The organism is Paenibacillus filicis, assembly GCF_038070315.1.
Lineage (GTDB): Bacteria > Bacillota > Bacilli > Paenibacillales > NBRC-103111 > Paenibacillus_G > Paenibacillus_G filicis.
Window position 1 is genome coordinate 54,534 of record NZ_JBBPCC010000014.1, and the last position, 24,169, is coordinate 78,702.

Below are 24,169 nucleotides of genomic sequence, written 5' to 3' on the forward strand. Positions count from 1 at the left end.
TCATTTATTTAGGATTATATTTTCTTCAGTGAAATGTTAGAGTAAACGTTTACATGAAATTCGATTAAAAAAAAGAATAGGAAGCTTTACCAATGTTTTTTTTGTTGTTAGAGTAAACGTTTACTATCCAGGGAAATGAATAGTGCCGTTCTGATTTGGGGAAGTTAGAGCTAAGGTAATTCTTTTGTTTTCAAGGTTACGTAAACGTTTAATCTATAAAACTCATACCGTGGGGGGACATGACATGAAGAAGACTTTGCATACGGTTATAGCGGGTACGTTGATGGTTTCCATGCTTAGTGCATGTGGTAGCGGGGGCAACAAAAGCGAAGGCGGCACAGGTGCCGGGGCCGGAGCTGGCGGTACGGTCAAGATTGAGTTTTTCCAAAACAAGCTGGAAGCCAAGGATAGCTTCAACAAGCTTATTACCAAATTCAACGAGGCCAATCCTAGCATTCAAGTTACTCAAGTGAACCCGCCGGATGCGGAGACCGTTCTGAAAACACGGCTCGCTAAGAAGGATCTGCCGGATGTCATCGGACTTGGCGCTAACGATACGTATATTTCCCTTTCTCAAAGCGGGGTATTCGATAACTTTACCAACGACGCCCTCCTAAGCAATGTACAACCGGCTTATATCGACATGCTCAACAAGCAAACCGGCTCTGCTGAACTGAATGGTGTTCCCTTTTCTGCCAATGCAAGCGGTGTTTTGTACAACAAGGCTATGTTCAAGGAGCTTGGCATTGACATTCCAAAAACCTGGAATGAGCTGATCGCAGCAGCAGACAAAATCAAAGCGGCCGGCAAAACTCCGTTTTACCTGACGGTTAAGGATGCTTGGACTTCTCTAGTTCTGTTTAACTCCCTGGAGCCGGGTATTGTCGGACTTGATTTCTTCAAGGATCGGAAGGACGGCAAAGTTGCCTTCAAGGATTCTTTCCGCGAGGTTGCCGAGAAGCAGCTGAAAATTCTCGACTATGGCCAGAAGGACGCCTTCGGCAAAGGGTACAACGACGGCAACGTAGCCTTCGCCAAAGGCGAGGCAGCGATGTATATCCAGGGCGTGTGGGCGATTCCAGAAATTAAAAAAGCCAATCCATCGATGGAGCTCGGCATCTTCCCGTTCCCGTCGACTAACGATGCGGCCAAAAACAAGCTCGTGTCCGGCGTAGATACGTTGCTCACGATCTCCAAATCAACCAAGCATAAGGAAGAAGCCAAGAAGTTCATTGCCTTCCTGCTGCAGCCTGAAAACTCCAAAGCTTACATCGATGAGCAAAAAGCCTTCTCCACGATCAAAGGGGTCGTGCAGTCGGATGCAAGCGTAGCGGATCTTAACAGCGCATTTGAGAGCGGCAGCCTGGTTGACTTTGCGGATCACTACATTCCAGGCGCGATGAATTTGAGTGCGATTATTCAAGATTTCCTTCAGAAGAAAGACATTGATCAATACTTGTCTACGCTCGACAAAGAATGGGACAAGGTGGCTAGCCGGAAGTAACGGAGGCATCTTAACCGTGTAGGCAGGCGCTATGGGGCTATGGCTAGGTGTTAGTACGAAGTTCCCGCAGCTAGAGCCCCATAGCTGTGTTATTTTAAGGAGGAGTATGCCGTGGCAAAACGCCGCATTGCCTTTTACTTCATGACCATTCCGGCCTTAGTACTGTTTTTTTTGTTTCACACCTTTCCTGCCTTGCAGGGGATTTTCTACTCGTTTACGAATTGGAATGGCTACAGCGATGCTTTTGACTTTGTAGGCTTCAAGAACTTTGCCAATATTTTTAAAGACGAAAATGTCATTCACTCGTACGGGTTTACGTTTAAGTATGCGCTATTGATGACGATTCTGACGAATGTCATCAGCCTGCTGATTGCGGTCGGGTTGAATGCTAAAATAAAATTCAAAAACTTTTTCCGGGGCGTTTATTTCCTGCCGAACATTCTAAGCGTCCTGATCGTCGGTTTTATTTTCAACTATTTGTTTGCGAATGTGTTCCCGGTCTGGGGAGAGAAGCTTGGCAGTGAACTGTTTTCGCAAAATATTCTGGGGAATCAAACCTGGGCTTGGACCGGGATCGTCATCGTCGCTGTCTGGCAAGGGATTGCGTTCAATACGATTCTGTATCTGGCCGGTTTGCAAACCATTCCGCAAGACTTGTATGAAGCGTCCAGCTTGGACGGCGCGGGGAAGCTCAGAGAGTTCTGGAGCATTACCTTCCCGCTGCTGGCATCGTTCTTCACCATTAATATGGTGCTTGCCATGAAAAACGGCTTGATGGTTTTCGACCAAATTGTGGCATTGACCGGCGGAGGACCTGGCCGCGCGACGCAATCCATCGCATACCTGATCTACACGGGGGGCTTCCAAGGAGGAGAGTTTGCTTACCAGTCGGCGAATGCCGTTATTTACTTCATCCTCATCGTCGCCATCTCTGTGCTTCAGCTTAAATTTCTGCAAAAACGGGAGATGGATTTGTGATGACAAAATCGACAAACTGGTCCGCTACGATACTGATCGCACTAGGCTCCCTGCTTATTTTATTTCCTTTATATATGACGGTAAGTATTGCGCTCAAAAATCCGGAGGAGATGGCCGCTTCCATCTTCGCCTTGCCTACAGGGCTTCACTTTGAGAACTTTGCCCATGCGATCGAGGCGACGGATTTCTTCCGCGCTTTCCGCAATAGCTTCGTGATTACAGCGAGCTCTGTGCTGCTCATTCTGTTGACCAATTCCATGGTCGCTTACGCGATTGCACGGAATATGAAGCAGCGATTTTTTAAAGGTCTATATTTTTACTTGATCAGCGCTATGTTCATTCCGTTCCAAATCATCATGCTGCCTGTCGTGAAGGTGACGACGGATTTCGGGATGAATAACATCCCCGGCCTGATTATTCTGAATGTCGTGTACGGGCTGGCATTCAATACCTTCGTCTACGTCGGCTATATCCGTTCGATTCCGTACGAGCTGGAGGAAGCGGCGACGGTAGACGGGACCTCGACTTGGGGAACCTATTGGAAGATCATCTTCCCGCTGCTGGCCCCCATCAACGCTACGATCGGCATTCTGTCGTGGCTCGCTTCGTGGAATGACTTCATGCTGCCGCTGATCTTGCTGGGAGATCCGAATTCGTATACGCTCCCGCTTGTGCAGTATGTCTTCCAAGGACAGTTTAGTACAGATTTCAACCTGGCTTTTGCATCCTATCTGCTTGCGCTCTTGCCGATGATTATCGTCTACCTGTTCGCGCAGAAATGGATCATTAACGGCATTACACAAGGTGCCGTGAAATAAATACCACAAAATCGGATGCTGTAGGATAACGGCTGTATGCCAAGAGGGGGAGCGGAAACGCTCCCTTTTTTGCATTTCATTCGGTAGCTGCGGATAGCCGATACAAGGAGGCAGGAAGGATAATGGCAGCTTCTGGACGGGAATGGATTCATGATCGTAATCCTATATAAGCACGTACTGTCGTGTTGTTGAATATGGCGTAGCTACTCTACTATAATTATTTTAAAAGCCATCAAGGATCATAACAGTTTTGTTAGGAGCGTGGGCCAATGAGTATGGACAGCAAGGAAAGATTTTCGAACCGGGTAGGCAACTATGTGAAGTACCGTCCAAGTTACCCTTCGGCAGCGATCGATTATTTGTACAGCACGGTAGGGATGAAGCCAGAGTCGCGGATAGCCGATGTGGGAGCCGGGACCGGGATTTTCTCCAAGCTGCTGCTGGAGCGGGGCAGTGAGGTAATCGCGGTGGAGCCGAATCAGGCGATGCGCGAGGCGGCCGATCGTGAGCTGGGCGCCTACGGCCAGTATGGCTCTGTGGCAGCCGCGGCCGAAGTGACAGGTCTGCCGGAGCATTCGGTAGATTTTATCGTGTGTGCGCAATCCTTCCACTGGTTCGATCGCCCAGCGGCGCAAGTGGAATTCCACCGTATCCTCAAGCCGGGCGGCAAAGCCGTCCTGATCTGGAACTCCCGTCTGACGAGCGGCACGCGGTTCCTGGCAGGCTATGAGGACCTGCTTCGTCTGTACACCACGGATTACGAGCAGATGACGCATAAAAAGATTTCTCCGGACCAGCTCAAGCTGTTCTTCCGAAATCAGAAGATGCAGGAAGCCAGATTCACCAACTCCCAGCAGTTTAACTTGGAGGAGCTGACCGGACGGGCTTTGTCCTCTTCTTATGTGCCTGCCGAGGGCGAGCCGAATCATGACGAGTTCAAGCAGGGGCTGGAAGAGCTGTTCGAGAAGACACAAGAGAATGGCCTGGTCAGCTTCGATTATGAGACAGAGGTTTTCTGGGGGGACGTGTAAGGTAGCGGGCTGAGCGTGCTGAAAAGACGACATGACTTAATCTGTCTAAGCACGTGACAGGGAACCGTCCTCTTCCGACATACGAAAGTCCGAATAGCGGAGTAAAGGCACGACCGCATCGATAAATTCCAAGCGACTTATTTGATATTTATGAGAAGAGCAAGGAAGATACGTTTTTCTTTGAGCGCGAAAAAGATTATTTGTGTAGCGAGGCGGTCAGTTTGGACTAAAGAACCCTGGTAATTGAGGCTAATGTAATTCATACAGAATGAGCACATCAGGTCATCTGGAGCCCTTTATTCCGTGTATTGCGGGAACCGTGGAAGAGAGCTTGAAGCGATATATTGGGGCTGTTACCTGGTACCATGCAATGGAAAATGGAGGGCACAGATGAAAAGGATGACGATCATTGCGAGCTTGGCCGTACTTACGCTGTTGTCCGGATGCTTGCAACTCGTAGGGCGCCAGACAAGTATGCCTCCAGAGCCCTCACTAGTACCAGTACCCGCTACGCCTCAGTTTGAATTGAAACAACTCCAGGGACATCTAAAACCAGACGTAGATGAGAAATACCCTCCTGTGTCCGATAAAAACCCCATGACCTTTCATTATATCTCCGATATCGAATTGGACCGTGCGTCAGTGGAGCAAGCCGTCAAGGAACAACTGACAAGTAATCTGACGGACAGAAAAGATTTTGATTACCGAATCCATTGGGGATCTGATCAAGATTTTACTTTATCGCTCTTTGATTTGCTGCCTCGAGAAGCGGTTCACGTTAGTTTGCAGAAGGCCAAGACGAAAGAGCCTGGCCTTCTTAACGAAGGGGCTCTTCATCTCTTCGATACCGTCTTTCAGTACAGAGAAGCTGGTTCTGCACCTGCTCTTGCCGTTACAAATTTCAATTCTCAACAACACCGGTATACGGAAGTCGATGCCGCGCAGCAGCTCGGGTTGATCCGTGAAGTTGAGTCGGGGAATATGTTCACGGTGACCTCCGGTCCATCTAAGATTCAGATCATGGATATAAAAAGCGGCCTCACGCGTGCCCTTCCCATTCCTGATGCGAAGTATCGAGCGGGGTTGGAACAGCTGCATGGCTTTAAGAACATCTTATTTCCCGATACCTACAAGGGTGACGAGCTGTATGTGGTCTTGTCTCATTCGGAGGTGCACCGGCTGAATATCCGCACTCAGCGAAGTGAGAAGGTCTACACGTCCCCCCTGCCTATTCTCGGTATTTCTCCTTCTCCGGATGGGAAAATGATAGGACTTATGGTTGCCCAGGATCAGGAGCTGCGGGCGGAGGCAGATCTTCTGGTCATTAATGAGAAGGGAAAGGCGGTATTCGCTATTCCCCGGGCTGCCTATATATCTCATAGCGATGGTTACTTAACCGAGTACATGATAAAGTGGCAACAAGGGAATACCCTAAGAATAACGACAGAGTACCCGGACCAATCCAGAGCAGGGCAGAAGGAGATCGATGTTCGTACACAAGCTGTAACTATGATCCCTGATAAAGACCCGGATTTGGATATGCTCAATCGGATCTCCGCAACCGAACCGGAAATCACGATATATTTATCTCCTGATCCAAGTAAAGCCGTCTATATCACCCGGTCAAACGCAGATTTTTACATAGAAATCTGGATGACGGGCGACCGCGGCACCCAACCCCGCTTTGTTGGGATCGGACGTTTCCTGGGGTGGGTGTCCCCGGATGAATTTGTTTGGGTGGAGTACGGGGCTGCTGGAGTTCGATAGGCAGTGGCTTGCTGCCTCGCCACCCTGCTGTCAGCCCCTCACTTTCCCTCCCCGAGCCTCCGCCGCTCTCGATCCTCGACCAGCTTGCTTACCATCGTGACAGCGAGTCCCAGCAGCGTAACCAGCGCCGCGACCCAAGTTAGTAACGGTAGCCCCTGCTCGCTGTCCAGCACAAGTCCGCCCAGCCAAGCGCCGCCTGCGCCGCCGAGATTGAACGCGCCGATATTGAGGGAGGAGGCCAGATTAGGGGCGGATCGTGCCTTATCCAGCACGCGCATCTGGAATCCCGGCACCGTGCCGAAGGCGGCGAAGCCCCAGAAGAATAGGGTGAAGATTGTAGCGATTTTGCTATGGCTGGTGAACGAGAAGAGGACCGTCACGACAGTCAACAGAACTAGCATGCCGATCAGCGAGGGCATAAGCCTCCGGTCGGACAGCTTTCCGCCGACGATATTGCCAAGGGTGAGGCCAGCCCCTACGATCAGCAGGAGATAGGTTACGCTGCTATCATGAAATCCCGTTATATCCGTGAGTATGGGGGCGATGTAGGTGAATACCACGAACACGCCTCCGAAACCGGTAACCGTCATGAGCAAGGTCAACAACACCTGAGGGTTTCGCAGTACACGAAGCTCTTGTCCCAGACGAGGGATCTCTTGCGACTTCAAGTTGGGGACGAACACGGCCAGGGTGATCAGCGAGAACATACCGAGCCCGGCCACGATCCAGAAGGTCGCCCGCCAGCCGTAGCTTTGTCCAATCCAGGTCCCGAGCGGGACGCCCAATATATTAGCCAAGGTCACACCTATGAACATCATCGCTATGGCGCTCGCCTGCTGGTCGGGCCTCACTAACCTGGCGGCGACGATGGATCCTATTCCGAACACGGTGCCGTGCGTAAAGGAGGAAAGAACCCTGGCGACCATCAAGACGTTATAGCCGGTCGCGATCGCACTGATGATGTTGGCCGCTACGAATAAGGCCATTAAGGCTAGCAGCAAGGCTTTGCGCGGCAAGCGCACGGTGAATGCCGTGAGCAAGGGACCGCCGATGGCTACGCCTAGGGCATAGCCGGTGACCAGTAATCCCGCGGTGCTGATCGAAACCTGCAGATCCCGGGCCACGTCAGGCAGCAGTCCCATAATGACAAATTCCGTCGTACCTATGGCGAATGCGCTGATCATCAGGATATAGATCGCGATGGGATAGCGTGAGTGGGGACCTTTGTTCTTGTTTGCTTGGGATACTTCCATGATGTTGCTCCTCTCTGGGGTTGCTTATGGGTATGGCATTGATTATGCTGGAGAGGAAGCAGCTTGAGAAGTACGCACTTTATTTCGCTTTAGTTTCTTGAAAGTAAGTATAGACAGGGAAAGGGGAGAGGACATTGAGACCTACTTCATGCGATTATGCGGCTAATGTAACCCTGGGTATCCTCGAAGGAAAGTGGAAGCTCCTGTTGCTGTGTCATTTGCGGAACGGCACCAAGCGCTTCTGTGACTTTACCGCCCTCATCCCGGGACTTACGCAGAAGGTGCTGACGTATCAGCTCCGAGAGCTGGAGACCCATGGCTTGGTGAGGCGGCAGATTTACCCCGTGATCCCGCCAAAGGTAGAATATTCGCTGACTCCGTATGGAGAAAGCTTGATTCCTTTGATGGACCTGATGAATCTATGGGGTGAGAAGCATAAGGAACGGTTATTGGAATCCGAGCACATTGGTTAAAAGTGAACTTCGGAGTCGGCTTCCAGGCGCAGCGCTTATTCAGAAGAGGACTGCTCCCTTGAAGAGGCTGCCGCTCGTTCGTTCGGACCTTTGGTGCCACGCAGATCTAACTGCGCTGGGCACCTTTTTTTGCTGACTTCATTCGAGAGCTGTAGTGCCTTAATGAGCATTTAGATTAAAACAAACTTATCAAGTAGGAAAAGTGCAATTTTGGATTGACAACTATACCGTCCAGCCAGTACAGTAATGGGGAGGGGTGACAGGCATGAGGCCAAGCTTCAAGCGCAATGAAATTCTAAAGGTAGCCTGCAAACTTGTGAGTGAAAAAGGGGCATCCAAGCTTACGCTTGACGCTGTAGCCAAGGAAGCGGGCGTCAGCAAGGGCGGGCTGTTGTACCATTTTCCGACCAAGGAAGCGTTGATTCAGGCCACCCTGGATGATTTCCTCAACCGCTTCGATTCGAACACGGAAGAAGAGGCGTCCCGCAATACCAAGCTGAATAACGGCTGGGCTGAGGCCTATCTCATCGAGACTTTCGAGATTGGCAAGGAGGACCTGCAGATGAGCGCCAGCATCCTGGCTGCTGCGGCGAACAGTCCGGATCTGCTGGATCCCATGCGGGAGAGATATATCATGTGGCAGAGCCGGATGATGGCGGAGTGCAAGGATCCGGTGGAAGCCACGGTCGCGCGTCTGGCTGCGGACGGGTTGTTTTTTTGTGAACTATTCGGATTCGCGCCCTTGGATGAGCCGTTCCGTTCGGACGTGCTTTCGTACCTGCAGACGATGGTCAAGAAAAGAGAATCATAACCGGGCGGCGAGGGCTCGTCCCTCCCGGTCCGCGACCCGACAACGGGAGAACTTCTTAGGAGAAGTCGCGACTTAAAGCCGACTAATTCTATAAACATAATAAATTAAGAGAAAAAAGTGAGGTGATCAGGATGGCAAAGCATGCGAAGCATGAGGCTCGTTATTTCTTCATATCGGCCGCTTCGGTGCTTGTGGTGTTTGGTTTATGGTGGGTCGCCAGCCGGAACGGCTGGGTAAATCCATTATTTCTCCCGACCCCGGAGGAGGTCTGGGCCGCTTTCTTAGACATCGCACGCGAGGGTTACAAAAATTCCTCGCTGCTGGAGCATATCGGAGCAAGCCTGAGACGGATTGCTATTGCTCTGGCCTTTGTCTTCGTCACGGCAGTGCCGCTCGGTATACTGTGCGGACGCATTCGCTGGATTCGGGCGGTGTTTGACCCGTTTATCGAATTTTATCGCCCATTGCCTCCGCTGGCGTACTACTCGCTGCTGGTGTTATGGTTCGGTATCCAGGACACGTCCAAAATCGTGCTGCTTTTTCTGAGCGGCTTCGCTCCGTTGTTTATTGCTACGGTATACAGCAGCAGCCGTATCCCGGCTGACCGGCTCAATGGGGCCAAATCGCTAGGGGCCAAGGGCTGGAGATTGTATGCGTACGTTATTTTTCCGTCTTGCCTTCCTGATGTACTGACCGGACTTAGGACCACGGTAGGCATTACGTATGCGACGCTGGTGGCGGCGGAGATGATCGCGGCCGTATCCGGTATCGGCTGGATGGTATTGGACGCCAGCAAATATTTGCGCAGCGATATTATTTACGCGGCTATTCTAATTATGGGTATTATCGCGATTGCTATCGATATGGGGTTGAGGTACCTCATCCGGCGCGTGTCGCCATGGGTGGGGCAGTAGAAATGAGGAGGTTCAACGAATGAACATGATCCAACAAATTCCGGCAGCGCGTCTTGCTGCACGCTTGTTTATACCACTGCTCATCCTGCTGATCGCGGCAGCCTGCTCCAATCCGGGGGGTACGGATAAGACGACGAAGTCCTCCGGCCAACCGGCTGGGCAGGCTCAGGGCCTACCCGGGGAAATCCGCATCGGCTATCAGGTATCGCCCAACGGCGAGCTTGTCGCCAAGGCGCTTGGATTGGCTGAGAAGCAGTTTCCGGGCGTTAAAATTTCATGGTTGAAATTCGAATCCGGCCGGGATGTGAATACCGCGATGGCCAGCGGAAGCATCGACTTCGGACTCGTAGGAACGCCTCCGGGGGCGTCTGGAATTGCTCAAGGACTTCCGGATGAAATTTATTATATTCATGATGTTATCGGAGAAAGCGAAGCTCTGGTCGTGCAGGAGAAATCGTCCATCTCGAAGCTGCAGGATGTAAAGGGCAAGACGATTGCGACTACGTTCGGTTCAACCTCGCACTTCAGCCTGTTGTCTGCTTTGAAGCAGGAAGGCATTGACCTGAAGACGGTCAAGCTGATCGATATGCAGGCTCCGGATTTGCTTGCGGCCTGGCAGCGCGGAGATATCGACGGGGCATACACCTGGCAGCCGGTTCAATCCAAGCTGCTGGCAGAGAAAGGGAGGATTATTATTACCTCCAAGGAAGTCGCGAATAAGGGAGCGTTAACCGGAGAATTCGGCGTGGTTCATAAGGATTTTATAGCCAAATATCCCGATGCCGTCAAAACCTACATCAAGGTGCTGGACGCAGGGACGAAATATTACCGCGATCATCCGCAGGAAGCGGCCGAGGCGCTGTCCAAGGAGCTCGGTTTAACCCCGCAGGAAACGCTGAAGGCGATGAAAGAAATTACGGTGCTGGATGCTTCCGAGCAAACAAGCCCCAAATATATGGGCACGCCGGATAAGCCTGGGGAGTTCGCCTCTTTATTGAAGGCGACGGCGGATTTTCTGGTGGAGCAGAAGTCGATCAAGCAAGCTCCTGAGCTATCTGTCTTTACCAAGGCGATCCGCAATGACCTGTATGCCAAGCCCTGACCATTGGAAGGAAAGCAGGAAGGAGGCTATTCATGGCCATGCACAGCTTGCATCATCAACTGGAAAGCGGAGCGGAGCACGGGGCAGAGGGCAGGAACGGGATTTCTCTGGAAGGGATTGACCTCACTTACAGCCAAGGCTCATCGTCCCTGGAGGTACTGAAGGGCATCGATCTCAGGCTGCAGCCGGATGAATTCGTCTGCGTGCTCGGACCATCGGGATGCGGGAAATCTTCCCTGCTTCATATTATTGCCGGATACCTGCCGCCGACTGGCGGTACGGTACGGATTAGCGGAAAGGCCCATACGGAGCCTGATGCGCAGGTTGGCGTCGTCTTCCAGCACGCCAATTTGTTCCCATGGCTGACGATAGCGGGCAATATAGAGTTCGGGCTCAAGATGGCGAAGCTGCCCCGAACAGAGCGCAGGAAGCGTGCGGCTACGTATCTGGAGCTTGTCGGGCTGGCTCAGGCGGGGGCCCTACTGCCGCATCAACTGTCGGGAGGCATGAAGCAGCGTGCCGCTATCGCGCGAACGCTCGCTACGGACCCGAGCATTGTGTTGATGGATGAGCCGTTCAGCGCGTTGGATGCACTCACGAGAGAATCGATGCAGCTGCACTTGCGCTCCATCTGGCTCAAAACGCGCAAATGCGTGTTTTTCATTACGCATGATGTGGATGAAGCCTTGCTGCTGGGACGACGCATTCTGATTATGCAGCCTGGCCCCGGGAGAATTGTACAGGATTTTGTCAATCCTTTGTTTCAAGAGACCGAGGAAGTCTCTTTCAACCGGATTCGGTCAGAACGGGAATTCATCGAGCTGAGAAGCTTCCTGATCTCTCAGATTGCACAGGCTCATGCTTAGAGGCAAGGATGTAGAGGATTGCTACTGTAATTATTAATGAAGGGAAGCGTAATGACATGGAAATCTTCTGGTATTTGCCGACTATGGGGGACGGCCGTTATTTGGGGACGAGCGAGGGAGCCAAGGTAACGGACCTGCATTATTTTCGGCAGGTCGCTCAGGCGGTCGATCGGCTCGGTTTCACGGGAATGCTTGTACCCACCGGGCATGCTTGCGAGGATGGCTGGGTGGTCGCCTCAGCGCTGATGACGGCCACGGAGAGGTTAAAATTTCTCGTTGCGGTTCGTCCTGGAGGCATCTCGGTCAGCATCGCCGCAAGGATGGCGGCGTCTTTCGACCGGCTGTCTACCGGAAGACTGCTGATTAATGTAGTGGCAGGTGGAGATCCGCTGGAGATGAAGGGGGATGGGATTTTCCTCGACCATAAGGAGCGCTATGAGGCGACTGATGAATTCCTGACCGTCTGGAACCGGCTGATGAAGGGGGAAGAGGTGACCTTCTCCGGCAAGCATGTTCAGGTGGAGCAGGCCAAGCTGTTGTATCCTCCGTTCAACCGCCAATCTCCGCCTCTATTTATAGGCGCTTCTTCGGCAGCAGGGCATCAGGTGGCTGCTAAGCACATCGATACGTATCTGACCTGGGCGGAAACCCCGGCTATGGTCGCGGAGAAAATCGCCGATGTCCGTGCACAGGCACGTGCGTTGAACAGGGAAATCCGGATTGGACTGCGGGTTCAGATTATCGTGCGTGATACGGAGGAGGAAGCGTGGGAGGCTGCACGGCAGCTGGTGAAGCATGTCACGAAGGAAGATATCGAGGAAGCCCAACAGGTTCTGGGCCGGTTCGATTCGGTCGGTCAGCGGAGAATGACTCAGCTCGTCCGGGATCATCAGGACCAGCTGGAGATCAGTCCCAACCTGTGGGCCGGGATCGGTCAGGTGAGAGGCGGTGTCGGAACCGCTCTGGTCGGAGATGCGGATACAGTGGCCGAGAGGCTGAAGGAATATGCGGCACTGGGGATCGATACCTTTATCCTGTCCGGGTATCCGCATCTGGAGGAGGCGTACCGGATCGCAGAGCTGTTGTTTCCGCGTCTGCCGGTTCAATTTCCGAAGCGGCCGGAACCTTGGGAATGGGCCCCGATGGGAGAATTAATCGCGGAGAGTATCGTGCCGAAGTGATGATATAAGCAAAAGCAACGCCCTATAAGAATGGTGAGGATGCGCAGCGTGCGCTGTCCTCGCCTTTTTTGTGTTGAAGGGAGAACAAACCGTTTCCTTGCAGGTTGCTGCGTAAGGCACCTGGATAGAGTCTGTCCAAAAGTTAAAGATTTACAGCAAATTTACCGATAAATAGTTTCGTGACAGGCAAGCCAACAACATACATACCGAAGCGGAGAATATCACTATGACCATGATAGGCATTGATTTGGGGACTTCGAATAGTCTCGTGGCGTATTGGACCGATAACGGACCGGCCATTATTCCAAATGTACTGGGCGAGCGGCTCACACCGTCAGTCATCAGCATCGATGAGAACGGCGAGATTCTGGTCGGGCAGATCGCCAAGGAACGGCTGATTACACATCCCGACCGGTCAGCGGCTGTCTTCAAACGCTATATGGGGACAGAGAAGGTGTTCCGTCTGGCTCAATATGCCTTTACGCCGGAGGAGCTTTCCTCGTTCGTGATCAAGTCGCTCAAGGCGGATGCGGAAGCTTTCTTCGGGGAGGAAGTGACTGAGGCGGTCATCAGCGTACCGGCTTATTTCAACGATACCCAGCGGAAGGCGACGAAGCAGGCGGCGGAGATTGCCGGACTGAAGGTTGAGCGGCTGATCAGTGAGCCGACGGCAGCGGCGATCGCGTACGGCCTGCATCAGGAGCAGTCGGATACGAAGTTTCTGGTCTTCGACCTGGGGGGCGGCACGTTCGATGTGTCGATCCTGGAGTTTTTCGAAGGGGTGATGGAGGTCAAATCCATCGCTGGGGATAATTACTTGGGTGGTGAGGATTTCACCAATCAGCTGGTCTCGTATTTTACCGAAACCCATGGCATTGATATCCAGGAGCTAGATCATAAGGCGCGATCTGCGATCTTCAAGCAAGCAGAGCTGTGCAAGAGGGCTCTGGGCACGGAGACGGCCGGACATATGAGCTTTACGGAAGGGGACAAGCAGGCGGAGTTAAGTGTGGACCGTCAGCAATTTGAGAAAATCTGCAGTCAGCTTATGCTCCGTTTACGTCATCCGATCGAACGGGCCTTGCGGGATGCATCATTGGCGCCTTCCGAGCTGGATGCGATAATTCTGGTCGGGGGCGCTACGCGGATGCCGATCATTAAGTCAGTCGTGAGCAAGATGCTGGGACGACTCCCCTTCTCGCAGATTAACCCGGATGAGGCGGTGGCCTTGGGAGCAGCTATCCAGGTCGCGCTCAAGGAACGCAATGAGGCGCTGAAGGAAGTCGTGCTGACCGATGTATGCCCCTATACACTCGGGACGGATATGGTCAAGAGGCTCGGCAACGGCAGTTATGAAGATTTTTTCAAGCCGATTATCGAGCGGAATACACCGATTCCTGTCAGCAAGGTCGAGCGTTTCTATACGGTCCGTGACCATCAGACAGAGTTATCCGTTGCGGTCTACCAGGGCGAAAGCCGCCGGCTTGAGAACAATATCCGTATTGGCGGCTTCCTGGCTCAAGTACCGTCAGACTTGGCTGGCAAGCAGCCGATCGACGTGAGGTACACCTATGACATCAACGGCATCCTGGAGGTCGAGGTCACGACGGTCACCACGGGAGAGAAGGTGAAGCAGATTATCGAGAAAAACCCGGGCGTGCTGACCCCGGAAGAGATCGAAGCCCGTCTGCTGGAGCTAAGGGATATCAAGATTCACCCGCGGGAGAGAACAGAAAACCGGCTGCTGGTGGCCAAGGGTGAGCGGTTATATGAGGAAGCGCTCGGAGAGAAACGAGATCAGATCGGATTTTACCTGAGTCAATTCGAACAAGCGCTGATGACCCAAAATGAGCAGGTGATCCAAAAAGCCGCTTCCGAATTCAAGAAACAGCTGCTTCACTTTGAGAGGTGGCTGGATTACTAGTGACGGTATGGGAATGGCTCGGTATCGAACGTACGCAGGATGAGAAAGAAATAAAACGGGCCTATGCCCGGCAGTTGAAAAAGCATCATCCCGAGGATGATCCGCAGGGCTACCAGCAGCTGAGGGAGGCTTACGACGAAGCCCTCAGACTGGCCAAGCAGCCTCAGCGCCTGGATGACGATGATGACGACGGGTTCGGGTATGGTACGGACTGGGATGACAGCGGCTATGAAGATACGGAGGAGCAGGAGGAAGAGCTGCACATCCCGAGGCTAATCGTATCCCAACCGGAGGAGAAAGAGGAGGAAGAACCCAATACCCCGAGACTGGTCGTATGGGAGCACCCGGGCGGCTTTACGCAGACCCAACATCCGGTGGACCGGTTCATGGAGCAAGCAGAGGCGTTGTATCATGATTACTTCGCACGCATCGATGTGACACGCTGGACGGAGCTGTTGAGCTCGGATCTGGTATGGAATGTGGAGCAGAGAGAATTGCTTAGCGGGCGGCTGATCATATTCCTGCAGGAACATGATCAGCTCCCGCCTGAGGTGTGGAGACTGCTGGATAGCAACTTCCACTGGCAGGAGCGGATTAGTCAGGAGAGGGAATTCGCCGAACCGTTGTCAGATGAGTTTATCAGACACTTGACCACTCAAGTGACGTGGCCAGGGTTGAGATTCTCTTCCTTTGACCCCGAGGACAAGGTGGACTACGATGCTTTTCTGCAACTGCGACAGTTGGCTTTACAGGCGCTCCGGCAGGAAGAGCTGGAGGCTGCGGGAGCGTATCTGGATAAAGCATACTCCATCTATCCCCAAGATCCGGATCTCCTCCGGCTTCAGGTGGATTACTATGTGCGCACGGGCAACGCTGAGCTTGCTCTCGATGCCTGCAGCCGGCTCATTGCCTGGTATCCGGATGAGATGGATGGGTATATGTACCGGGCGCGGATCTGGTATGAGCAGGTGCTGTATGCCGAGGCGGTCCGGGAATGCCAATTTATTTTGACCCGGATGCCGGAGAATGCTGCTATTCGCTGCCTGCTCGGCCAGTGCTACATGAAGCTCGGAGACATTCAGCAGGCTATCCTTTGCCTGGAGCAAGTACTTGAAAGTGAACCGAATGACATCACGGCGATCGTTCTTCTGGCAAAATGCCGGATGAAGCGGGCCCAGGCCATCCGTAAGAAGCGGGACCCGGAGCGGAGGTCGGAGCTGCTGAAGCTCAGGCAACAGCTGGATTACAGCGGGGGGAGGGCAGAGAGATGGAAGATTGTCTCCCTGGTTGCGCCGAAGATCAGGCTTGCCGTTTGTCTGGTTCTGATCATCGGGATGCATCTGATGCTGAACCACGCATTTATCCAACATACGGGTTATACAGCATGGGAATGGGTTACGGAAACATTCAGGGAGGAACAAACGACCGAAATCGTACCTATTACTTCCCAAGATCGTCTGAAGGCAGGAAATCACCTCGTTCAATTCACGCTCAACGAAGCTTCGTACCTTGGTTTATACGAGTATAGGAGAAAGGACGGGCAGGGAGCCGAGCGGGTGGAGTTTGACTCTTATCTGTCCCTGCATAAGAAGGGGATCAAGGCAAACGAGGAAAAGCCTACCGGATGGTTTTATGTCGGGCTCTTGGGTGATTCCGGGGTTATTGTCGAGGTGGATGCCAAGCAGGCCGTAAAGTTAAATAAAGTGAAGAACGGCGAGATGACAGCCGAGATCACCGGCAAGGTGCAGGATGCCTCCTCCTCCGGGCAATTACAAGAGCTTGTTCAGGAGTTGTTGGGGCTTAAAGGGTATGCCCGATACAGAGATATCCCCGTAGTCAAAGATACGTATATCGATGCACGAATCGTGGAGGAAGCGGAACCGGAGAGTCCGGAAATGCCCGTGGAGGCTATGATTTACCTGGTTCTCCTGCTCCCGCTGTACGGGCATGTCATCTATGGGCTCCTCGCCGTCTACAGGGCGGCCAGATTCTGATATAGAGGTGGAGGGATAACCAACAGATGGCTTATAATGAGCAGCGCCAAAACCTGGATCGTTACGCGCGTGCGTTATCCATACTTTGCTTCAGCGGTGAAAGCATATACCGGGCTGCATTAGAGAATAGACCGATTCGTAGGGCATGGTATCGCAGCATCCTTGAGACTAGGATGAAAAAGCCGATCAAGGATGCAGAAAGTCTGAAGCGGGAGTTGGAAGGGTTCAGCTCTACAGGATACAGGAATAGCTTTGACCACTGGACCCGGATACTATCGTCGTCCTCTGAAGCTGAGCGTGCGCGCTACATGCAATCGCTGCCGGAAGGGCAGGAGCTTACCACCGAACTGCTCTGTATCCATCATTATTTGAGCAGACTTCCGGCAGGAGGCATTGCTGCATTGGATTATGCTTGGGGGAGTTGTTTGTGCCAGGCGGGATTGGCACTCAGGTATCTCACCCGCGAAGAACATGACGCTTACCTGCTGCATTTTGCTTTGAGCGCTCAAAGGGCCTATGCGAATTGGAGCGAATACGTCATAGGGTATGCCGCCGGCCTTCAATACATGAACCGGGATTTTTCCTTTTCTTATACGCAAGAGCACAAAGTCGTCCTTACTCAGCTGCTGACTTCCAGACATAGCCCTTTTCAGAAGGTAAGCTGGAACTTGAAGCTGGGGTAGCTGGCAAATCGGTCGTACCACCAATTAATAAGACGATTCTCATTCCAAGTTGTTAGTGATGAGAGTCGTCTTTCCATATTGAACCCCGTCGTATCAGTTATTTGGGAATACCTAAAAGTTGAATCCTTACATACCGAAGCGGAGAATATCACTATGACCATGATAGGCATTGATTTGGGGACTTCGAATAGTCTCGTGGCGTATTGGACCGATAACGGACCGGCCATTATTCCAAATGTACTGGGCGAGCGGCTCACACCGTCAGTCATCAGCATCGATGAGAACGGCGAGATTCTGGTCGGGCAGATCGCCAAGGAACGGCTGATTACACATCCCGACCGGTCAGCGGCAGCCTTCAAACGCTATATGGGGACGGAGAAGGTATTCCGTCTGGCTCAATATGCCTTTACGCCGGAGGAGCTCTCCTCGTTCGTGATCAAGTCACTCAAGGCGGATGCGGAAGCTTTCTTCGGGGCAGAAGTGACCGAGGCGGTCATCAGCGTACCGGCTTATTTCAACGATACCCAGCGGAAGGCGACGAAGCAGGCGGCGGAGATTGCCGGACTGAAGGTTGAGCGGCTGATCAGTGAGCCGACGGCGGCGGCGATCGCGTACGGGCTGCATCAGGAGCAGTCGGATACGAAGTTCCTGGTCTTCGACCTGGGGGGCGGCACGTTCGATGTGTCGATCCTGGAGTTTTTCGAAGGGGTGATGGAGGTCAAATCCATCGCTGGGGATAATTACTTGGGTGGTGAGGATTTCACCAATCAGCTGGTCTCGTATTTTACCGAAACTCACGGGATCGATATACAGGCGCTAGATTATAAGGCGCGATCTGCGATCTTCAAGCAAGCAGAGCTGTGCAAGAGAGCTCTGGGCACGGAGACGGCCGGACATATGAGCTTTACGGAAGGGGACAAGCAGGCGGAGTTAAGTGTGGACCGTCAGCAATTTGAGAAAATCTGCAGTCAGCTTATGCTCCGTTTACGTCATCCGATCGAACGGGCCTTGCGGGATGCATCATTGGCGCCTTCCGAGCTGGATGCGATAATTCTGGTCGGGGGCGCTACGCGGATGCCGATCATTAAGTCAGTCGTGAGCAAGATGCTGGGACGTCTGCCCTTCTCCCAGATTAACCCGGATGAGGCGGTAGCCTTGGGAGCAGCTATCCAGGTCGCGCTCAAGGAACGCAATGAGGCGCTGAAGGAAGTCGTGCTGACCGATGTATGCCCCTATACGCTAGGAGTGGAGATCGTCAAGAGGGTCGGAAACGGCAACTATGAAGAGGGATTTTTCAAGCCGATTATTGAGCGGAATACACCGATTCCTGTCAGCAAGGTCGAGCGCTTATACACGGCTTATGACCATCAGACGGACATATCCCTCGAGATCTACCAGGGGGAAAGCCGCCGGATTGAGAACAATATCCGTATTGGCGGCTTCGTGGTTCAAGTGCCGTCTGATTTGGCCGGCAACCAGCCGATCGACGTGAGGTACACCTATGATATCAACGGCATCCTGGAGGTCGAGGTCACGACGGTCACCACGGGAGAGAAGGTGAAGCAGATTATCGAGAAAAACCCGGGCGTGCTGACCCCGGAAGAGATCGAAGCCCGTCTGCTGGAGCTGAGAGATATCAAGATTCACCCGCGGGAGAGAACAGAAAACCGGCTGCTGGTGGCCAAGGGTGAGCGGTTATATGAGGAAGCGCTCGGAGAGAAACGAGATCAGATCGGATTTTACCTGAGTGAATTCGAACAAGCGCTGATGACCCAAAATGAGCAGGTGATCCAAAAAGCCGCTTCCGAATTCAAGAAACAGCTGCTTCACTTTGAGAGGTGGCTGGATTACTAGTGACGGTATGGGAATGGCTCGGTATCGAACGTACGCAGGATGAGAAAGAAATAAAACGGGCCTATGCCCGGCAGTTGAAAAAGCATCACCCCGAGGATGATCCGCAGGGCTACCAGCAGCTGAGGGAGGCTTACGACGAGGCGCTCAGACTGGCCAAGCAGCGGCGCGTCCTGGATGCTGAGGATGACAGGTCCCAGGATGATATGGACTGGAATGACGGCGAACATGAAGATACGGGGGAGGAAGAAATCCACACTCCGCGGCTGGTGGTCTGGGAACCGGAGGAAGAGCAGGAGACGGAATCCTATACCCCGAGGCTTGTAGTAGCGGAGCAGCAGAGCGGATTCCCGTCGTTCCCTCAACAGCTGGACCGGTTCATGGAGCAGGTGGAAGCTGTGTACGATGATTTCTGGGCCCGTATCGACATGGATCGCTGGACAGAGCTGCTGAACTCGGATATCGTCTGGCAGGTCGCTCAGAGGCAGACGCTCAGCTTGCGGCTGCTCAGCTTCCTCGAGGAGCATGACCAGCTGCCGCCCCATGTGTGGAGGCTGCTGGAGGAAAGCTTTTACTGGCAGGAGCGGATCCGCGAGGAACCGGAATTTGCTGAACAGTTCTCCGGCGGGTTTATCCGGCATATGTCCGATCAATTGGAAGGACTGGGACTTCGGTTTCCTTCCTTGGTTGAAGGGGAAGAGGTGGATTACGATGCTTTCCTGCGTCTGCGCAAAGCCGCCTTGGAGGCGCTGCAAGATGACGACCTTGAGGGCGCAGGAGAGGCCCTGGATGAAGCCTATGCCATATATGCCCTGGACCCGGATCTCCACCGGCTCCAGGCAGAGTATTATGTACGCAGGGGAGAGCGGGAGCTTGCGCTGGCTGCTTGTAACCGTGCCATTGCATCCTCCCCGGATGAAATGGACGGCTATTTGTACCGGGCGCGAATCTGGTACGAGCAGAACGAGGTTACGGAGGCGATTCGGGAATGCCAGTTTATTCTGACTCGGATGCAGGTGAACACAGCTATTCGCTGCTTGCTCGGCCAATGCTATATGAAGCTGGGGGATCTTGAACGGGCTATCCCTTACCTGGAACAAGTGCTTGAAGAGGACCCGTATGATATGACGGCCGTGGTTTGTTTGACGGAGTGCCGGATGCAGAAGGCCAGGGAACTCCGCAAGGAGTCGGGCCGGGCCGGAAGCTTAGAGCTGCTGAAGGCTACGAAACAACGGAGCAGTCGGAGGATGGATCGCTGGACCAAGTGGTGGATCCAGCTTGCCGTCTGTCTGGTTCTGATTACCGTGTGCAGTGTGCTGACGTACGGTTCAATTTTCCAACAGCAATCGGTCCAGCTTAAGGAGGAGCCGACCGTGATTATACCCATAACGTCCATTGAGGGATGGAGAACCGGGAATCATCTCGTTCAATTTACACTCACGAATGCCAGAGCCATAGGCTTGTATGAGTACAAGCGGCAGGACGGGGAGGGTGCTATGCATGCGGAATATGCAACCTATATGATGACGGCAAAGAAGGAATACGTGCCTGAGTCCGAAGAACCGTCCGGCTGGGTACATGTCGGCTATCTCGGCGATACCGCGGTTACGGTCATCGTAGATAAGAAGCTGAGCGGCCAAATAACCAAAGAGAAGACGGCCCAAATTACGGGGAGGGTGCTGGATGTACCTTCTCGTCCATTCCAAGACATGGTCGAGGAACTGCTGGCACTTAAATCGCTAGTTACATACAAGAGTGGTCAGTTCATAACCGATACGTATGTAGATGCACGGGTTGAGGTGGTGGAAGTGCCTGAGAGCCCCGATCCTCCGGCTCCCGGCCGGTTATCGTATTTATGATGTACGGTCTCGTCCTATGGGCATTAGGTCTACTCGTCCAGGCAGCCAATTACTCAACTAGAGATGGGGGTGTAACGGGTGCCTGATATTGTCTTAGAGGAGCGCAAGAAGCTTGATCTCTACGCAAGTGCGCTATCAGCTGTCTGCTTCAGCGGGGACTCCATGTACGAGGTTGCGATGGAGAATAAACAGATCCGCCGATCGTATTACCGCCAAGGACTAGACTCTTGGACGAGTGAGCCGATTAAGAACGCACAAAGCTTAAAGCAGGTTTTGGATTGGATAGACTATCTGGGAAGACGACATAGATTTAACGACTGGACCCGGAAGTTGTCCACGATGTCGGAGGCTGGGCGTGAACGCTACATCCAATCCCTGGATGGGCATGTGCATAAGGTAGAGCTGCTCATTGTCAATCGTTACCTCAGAAGGCTTCCTGCAGGAGGCATTGCGGCTGTGGATTATGCTTGGAGCTCCTTCTTGTGCCAGGCGGGCCTGGAATTCAATTATCTCACTCGCGACGAGTATTATGCTTATCTGCTGCAGACTGCGCGGAACGCTCAGCGGGACTATGGGGGTTGGAACGAATACGTCATTGGGTTTGCTGCGGGCATCCAATTTGTGGACCGGAACATGTCCACTGCCTACATGGAAAAGGAAAAATCGGCTATAACGGAGCTGCTTACTTCCAGGCACAGTCCGTTTGAGAAGGTAAGCTGGAGCCTGGAGCTGGGGTAGAGCCAGCAGGCAGCAGGATAAGTTCAGAGCTATGGAATAGCTCGTTCAGAGATAGGGAAAGAGAAGCGTTGGACTCGGAGCCAGCGCTTTTTTGACATGTACTTGGCCCCCTGTCCTGACCTGCTAAGGTGGTAAGCTGACGCTATGAAGCTGCTCCATAGCTGGGCGCTCCTCCTTTCACCCGGCAGATCGCAACCGCCGTTTATTTATGTGAAGGACCTGTCTAAACCTTATCAAACCGCGGCCGGACGCCTATTTTTCACCCATATCGCGTTATGACTATCCCAGGTTGCGAAATGAATATCCGCGTGCAGCAAGGGTTTTCGGGGACAATAAGCTCATATCGTCAGGGAATGACTATGGACGGCAATGAGCGCTGTCTCTTACTATGCAGAGGTGACCGCCGGATACGGCTAAGGCTTCCACCGGATATTCAAGGCTTAGAAAGGGAGAGACCATATGCAGGATAATGCCACCGCAACCCAGGCTCCGGCCGTTGGGAATGTGTATCGAAAAGAGAAGCTGAAAAGGCTCGTCCGCAACCGCTGGCTCTATGCGATGCTGCTGCCGGGTTTGCTGTACTTCATCATTTTCAAGTATATTCCGATGTACGGAGTGCTGCTTGCTTTCAAAAATTACCAGCCCTTTCTCGGATTCGCGGGCAGCGAATGGGTCGGGCTGAAGCATTTCGAACGATTCTTCGGTGATCCTCTGTTCTGGATGCTGATGAAGAATACCTTTATACTCGCGATGTACAACATCGTCTTTTTCTTCCCGCTGCCGATTATCGTCGCGCTGATGCTCAATGAGCTGAGGTTAGCCGTGTACAAGCAGCTGATTCAGACGCTGATCTATATCCCTCACTTCATGTCGTGGGTTGTCATCGTATCGATCGCTTACCTGTTCTTCACGACCGAGGGCGGTATCGTCAACGAATTGATCGCAGCTCTGGGCGGGGAGAAGATCAACTTCCTGCTTAGTCCGGACTGGTTCCGTCCGTTCATCACCGCCGAGGTGATGTGGAAGGAAACCGGCTGGGGAACGATTATCTTCCTCGCAGCCTTGGCGGGTGTGGACACCCAGCTCTATGAGGCAGCCAAGATGGACGGGGCGAACCGGATGCACCAGCTGTGGCATATCACGCTGCCGGCCATTCGTTCTACGATCGTGATCCTGCTCATTCTGAGAATGGGACATTTCCTGGATACGGGCTTCGAGCAGATCTACCTGAGCTTGAATGCTATGAACCGGGAGGTTGCAGAGGTCTTCGATACTTATGTATACTCGACGGGGATTTCACAAGGACAATACAGCTATTCGACGGCCGTCGGTCTCTTTAAATCCGTTGTCGGTCTCGTGCTGGTCGCTGCCTCGAACTACCTTTCCAAGAAGTTTGGCGAGGAAGGCATTCTGTAAGACTTGAAACCATCATCGAAAGGAGATGACGCTCCATGGTCCATGACCGTTCCTGGGGGAGCAGGCTGTTTGACGGCTTGAATATCGTCCTGCTTGGCTTGTTCGCCCTGATTACTATCGTTCCGTTCATCTATATCGTCGCCGGTTCGTTCGCTACCCAGAAGGAATTGCTGGAGAAAGGGTTTATCTTATTCCCGACGGAATTTTCTCTGAGCGCCTATGAGTTTATCTTCTCCACCAGCACGCTGATGCGCAGTATGGGAGTGACGATTTTCATCACGATCGTCGGGACCCTGATCAATATCGTATTCACGTGCCTGATGGCGTATCCGCTGGCCCGGAAGGATCTGGACTACCGTAAGCCGATTCAGATCATGGTTATCTTCACCATGCTGTTCAGCGGCGGGATGATTCCTACGTTTCTGGTGGTGAAGCAGCTTGGCTTTATCGACACGTATTGGTCCTTGCTGCTGCCGGGTGCGATCAGCGCCTTTAACCTGATCATCATGCGCAGCTTCTTCCAGCAGCTTCCCGATGGGCTGGAAGAGTCGGCCAAGATCGACGGTGCGAGCGATCCCGGTATTCTGTGGAAAATTGTGATTCCGCTGTCGCTGCCTGCAATTGCGACGTTCTCCTTGTTTTACGCGGTAGGTCATTGGAATACATTCTTCAATGCCGTGCTGTACATCAACGATTCGACCATGTGGCCGATTCAGGTTCTGCTCCGGCAGATCGTTATCCTATCCGAGGGCGGAGGCTTGGGAGATTCCGCAGCGCTGGATGCGAGCTTCGTCCAGCCGCCAGAACAGACGGTGAAGATGGCGGTTATCGTCGTATCGACGCTGCCGATTCTGCTGGTGTATCCGTTCTTGCAGAAGCATTTTGCCAAAGGGGCTTTAATGGGATCGGTGAAGGGATAAATTCCCTTCATCGTTGTCATCTTAATGATAGATAAGCAATCAAAGCCATTATTGATGTCATGTTCAATAGAAAAGGGAGGATTCAT

General features: G+C 52.8%; 20 protein-coding genes. 19 read left to right on the plus strand and 1 reads right to left on the minus strand.

The genetic code is table 11. The features are described from left to right. Positions 1-244 precede the first annotated feature (244 nt). The 5 genes from WMW72_RS20630 to WMW72_RS20650 all read left to right on the plus strand — a co-directional run bounded on the left by WMW72_RS20630 (position 245) and on the right by WMW72_RS20650 (position 6,098). Entirely contained in the window at positions 245-1,504 is a 1,260-nt protein-coding gene (locus tag WMW72_RS20630) for an ABC transporter substrate-binding protein (RefSeq protein WP_341417445.1), read from the plus strand. Between the two features lie 141 nt (positions 1,505-1,645). Next, positions 1,646-2,482, plus strand: coding sequence for a carbohydrate ABC transporter permease (locus WMW72_RS20635; RefSeq protein ID WP_423227576.1), 837 nt, complete (start codon positions 1,646-1,648; stop codon positions 2,480-2,482). Further along, the gene (locus tag WMW72_RS20640; RefSeq protein WP_341417447.1) at positions 2,482-3,300 is read left to right on the plus strand and encodes a carbohydrate ABC transporter permease; all 819 of its coding nucleotides are present in this window, start codon (positions 2,482-2,484) and stop codon (positions 3,298-3,300) included. Before WMW72_RS20635 ends, WMW72_RS20640 begins: the two co-directional genes overlap by 1 nt. Before the next feature lie 275 nt (positions 3,301-3,575). Continuing rightward, on the plus strand, positions 3,576-4,331 hold the full coding sequence (locus WMW72_RS20645) for a class I SAM-dependent methyltransferase (protein WP_341417579.1): 756 nt from the start codon (positions 3,576-3,578) through the stop codon (positions 4,329-4,331). Positions 4,332-4,721: 390 nt separating this feature from the next. Further along, positions 4,722-6,098, plus strand: coding sequence for a hypothetical protein (locus WMW72_RS20650; protein WP_341417448.1), 1,377 nt, complete (start codon positions 4,722-4,724; stop codon positions 6,096-6,098). A 38-nt stretch (positions 6,099-6,136) separates the two neighbouring features. On the opposite strand, the gene WMW72_RS20655 is transcribed toward WMW72_RS20650, so the two are convergent. After that, positions 6,137-7,351, minus strand: coding sequence for an MFS transporter (locus tag WMW72_RS20655; protein WP_341417449.1), 1,215 nt, complete (start codon positions 7,349-7,351; stop codon positions 6,137-6,139). Positions 7,352-7,485: 134 nt separating this feature from the next. Here WMW72_RS20655 and WMW72_RS20660 point away from each other — a divergent pair, with 134 nt between their 5' ends. The 14 genes from WMW72_RS20660 (at position 7,486) to WMW72_RS20725 (ending at position 24,083) form a co-directional block, all read left to right on the plus strand. Continuing rightward, positions 7,486-7,824 carry a winged helix-turn-helix transcriptional regulator gene (locus WMW72_RS20660; protein WP_341417450.1) on the plus strand — a complete coding sequence of 113 codons (339 nt, stop codon included), beginning with the start codon at positions 7,486-7,488 and terminating at the stop codon, positions 7,822-7,824. Between the two features lie 265 nt (positions 7,825-8,089). Next, the gene (locus WMW72_RS20665) at positions 8,090-8,635 is read left to right on the plus strand and encodes a TetR/AcrR family transcriptional regulator (RefSeq protein WP_341417451.1); all 546 of its coding nucleotides are present in this window, start codon (positions 8,090-8,092) and stop codon (positions 8,633-8,635) included. A 131-nt stretch (positions 8,636-8,766) separates the two neighbouring features. Continuing rightward, positions 8,767-9,549, plus strand: coding sequence for an ABC transporter permease subunit (locus tag WMW72_RS20670; protein ID WP_341417452.1), 783 nt, complete (start codon positions 8,767-8,769; stop codon positions 9,547-9,549). A 19-nt stretch (positions 9,550-9,568) separates the two neighbouring features. Further along, the gene (locus WMW72_RS20675) at positions 9,569-10,651 is read left to right on the plus strand and encodes a taurine ABC transporter substrate-binding protein (RefSeq protein ID WP_341417453.1); all 1,083 of its coding nucleotides are present in this window, start codon (positions 9,569-9,571) and stop codon (positions 10,649-10,651) included. Positions 10,652-10,683: 32 nt separating this feature from the next. Further along, entirely contained in the window at positions 10,684-11,517 is an 834-nt protein-coding gene (locus WMW72_RS20680; RefSeq protein WP_341417454.1) for an ABC transporter ATP-binding protein, read from the plus strand. A 56-nt stretch (positions 11,518-11,573) separates the two neighbouring features. Next, positions 11,574-12,698: an FMNH2-dependent alkanesulfonate monooxygenase gene (gene ssuD / locus WMW72_RS20685; protein WP_341417455.1), complete on the plus strand. Its 1,125-nt coding sequence runs from the start codon at positions 11,574-11,576 to the stop codon at positions 12,696-12,698. Positions 12,699-12,924: 226 nt separating this feature from the next. Next, positions 12,925-14,622: a molecular chaperone HscC gene (locus WMW72_RS20690; RefSeq protein ID WP_341417456.1), complete on the plus strand. Its 1,698-nt coding sequence runs from the start codon at positions 12,925-12,927 to the stop codon at positions 14,620-14,622. Continuing rightward, entirely contained in the window at positions 14,622-16,616 is a 1,995-nt protein-coding gene (locus tag WMW72_RS20695; protein WP_341417457.1) for a tetratricopeptide repeat protein, read from the plus strand. The genes WMW72_RS20690 and WMW72_RS20695 overlap by 1 nt, the downstream gene beginning before the upstream one ends. A gap of 173 nt (positions 16,617-16,789) precedes the next feature. Next, a complete protein-coding gene (locus WMW72_RS20700; protein ID WP_341417458.1) occupies positions 16,790-17,299 on the plus strand; it encodes a DUF1266 domain-containing protein in 510 nt (169 codons plus the stop codon). Between the two features lie 153 nt (positions 17,300-17,452). Further along, positions 17,453-19,153, plus strand: a complete 1,701-nt coding sequence (locus WMW72_RS20705; protein WP_341417459.1) for a molecular chaperone HscC — start codon at positions 17,453-17,455, stop codon at positions 19,151-19,153. Further along, a complete protein-coding gene (locus WMW72_RS20710; protein ID WP_341417460.1) occupies positions 19,153-21,009 on the plus strand; it encodes a tetratricopeptide repeat protein in 1,857 nt (618 codons plus the stop codon). The genes WMW72_RS20705 and WMW72_RS20710 overlap by 1 nt, the downstream gene beginning before the upstream one ends. Positions 21,010-21,087: 78 nt before the next feature. Next, positions 21,088-21,747 carry a DUF1266 domain-containing protein gene (locus WMW72_RS20715; RefSeq protein ID WP_341417461.1) on the plus strand — a complete coding sequence of 220 codons (660 nt, stop codon included), beginning with the start codon at positions 21,088-21,090 and terminating at the stop codon, positions 21,745-21,747. 459 nt (positions 21,748-22,206) lie between these two features. Beyond that, entirely contained in the window at positions 22,207-23,163 is a 957-nt protein-coding gene (locus tag WMW72_RS20720; RefSeq protein ID WP_341417462.1) for an ABC transporter permease, read from the plus strand. 35 nt (positions 23,164-23,198) lie between these two features. Continuing rightward, complete coding sequence (locus WMW72_RS20725) at positions 23,199-24,083, plus strand: carbohydrate ABC transporter permease (RefSeq protein WP_341417463.1); 885 nt, start codon at positions 23,199-23,201, stop codon at positions 24,081-24,083. Positions 24,084-24,169: the final 86 nt, after the last annotated feature.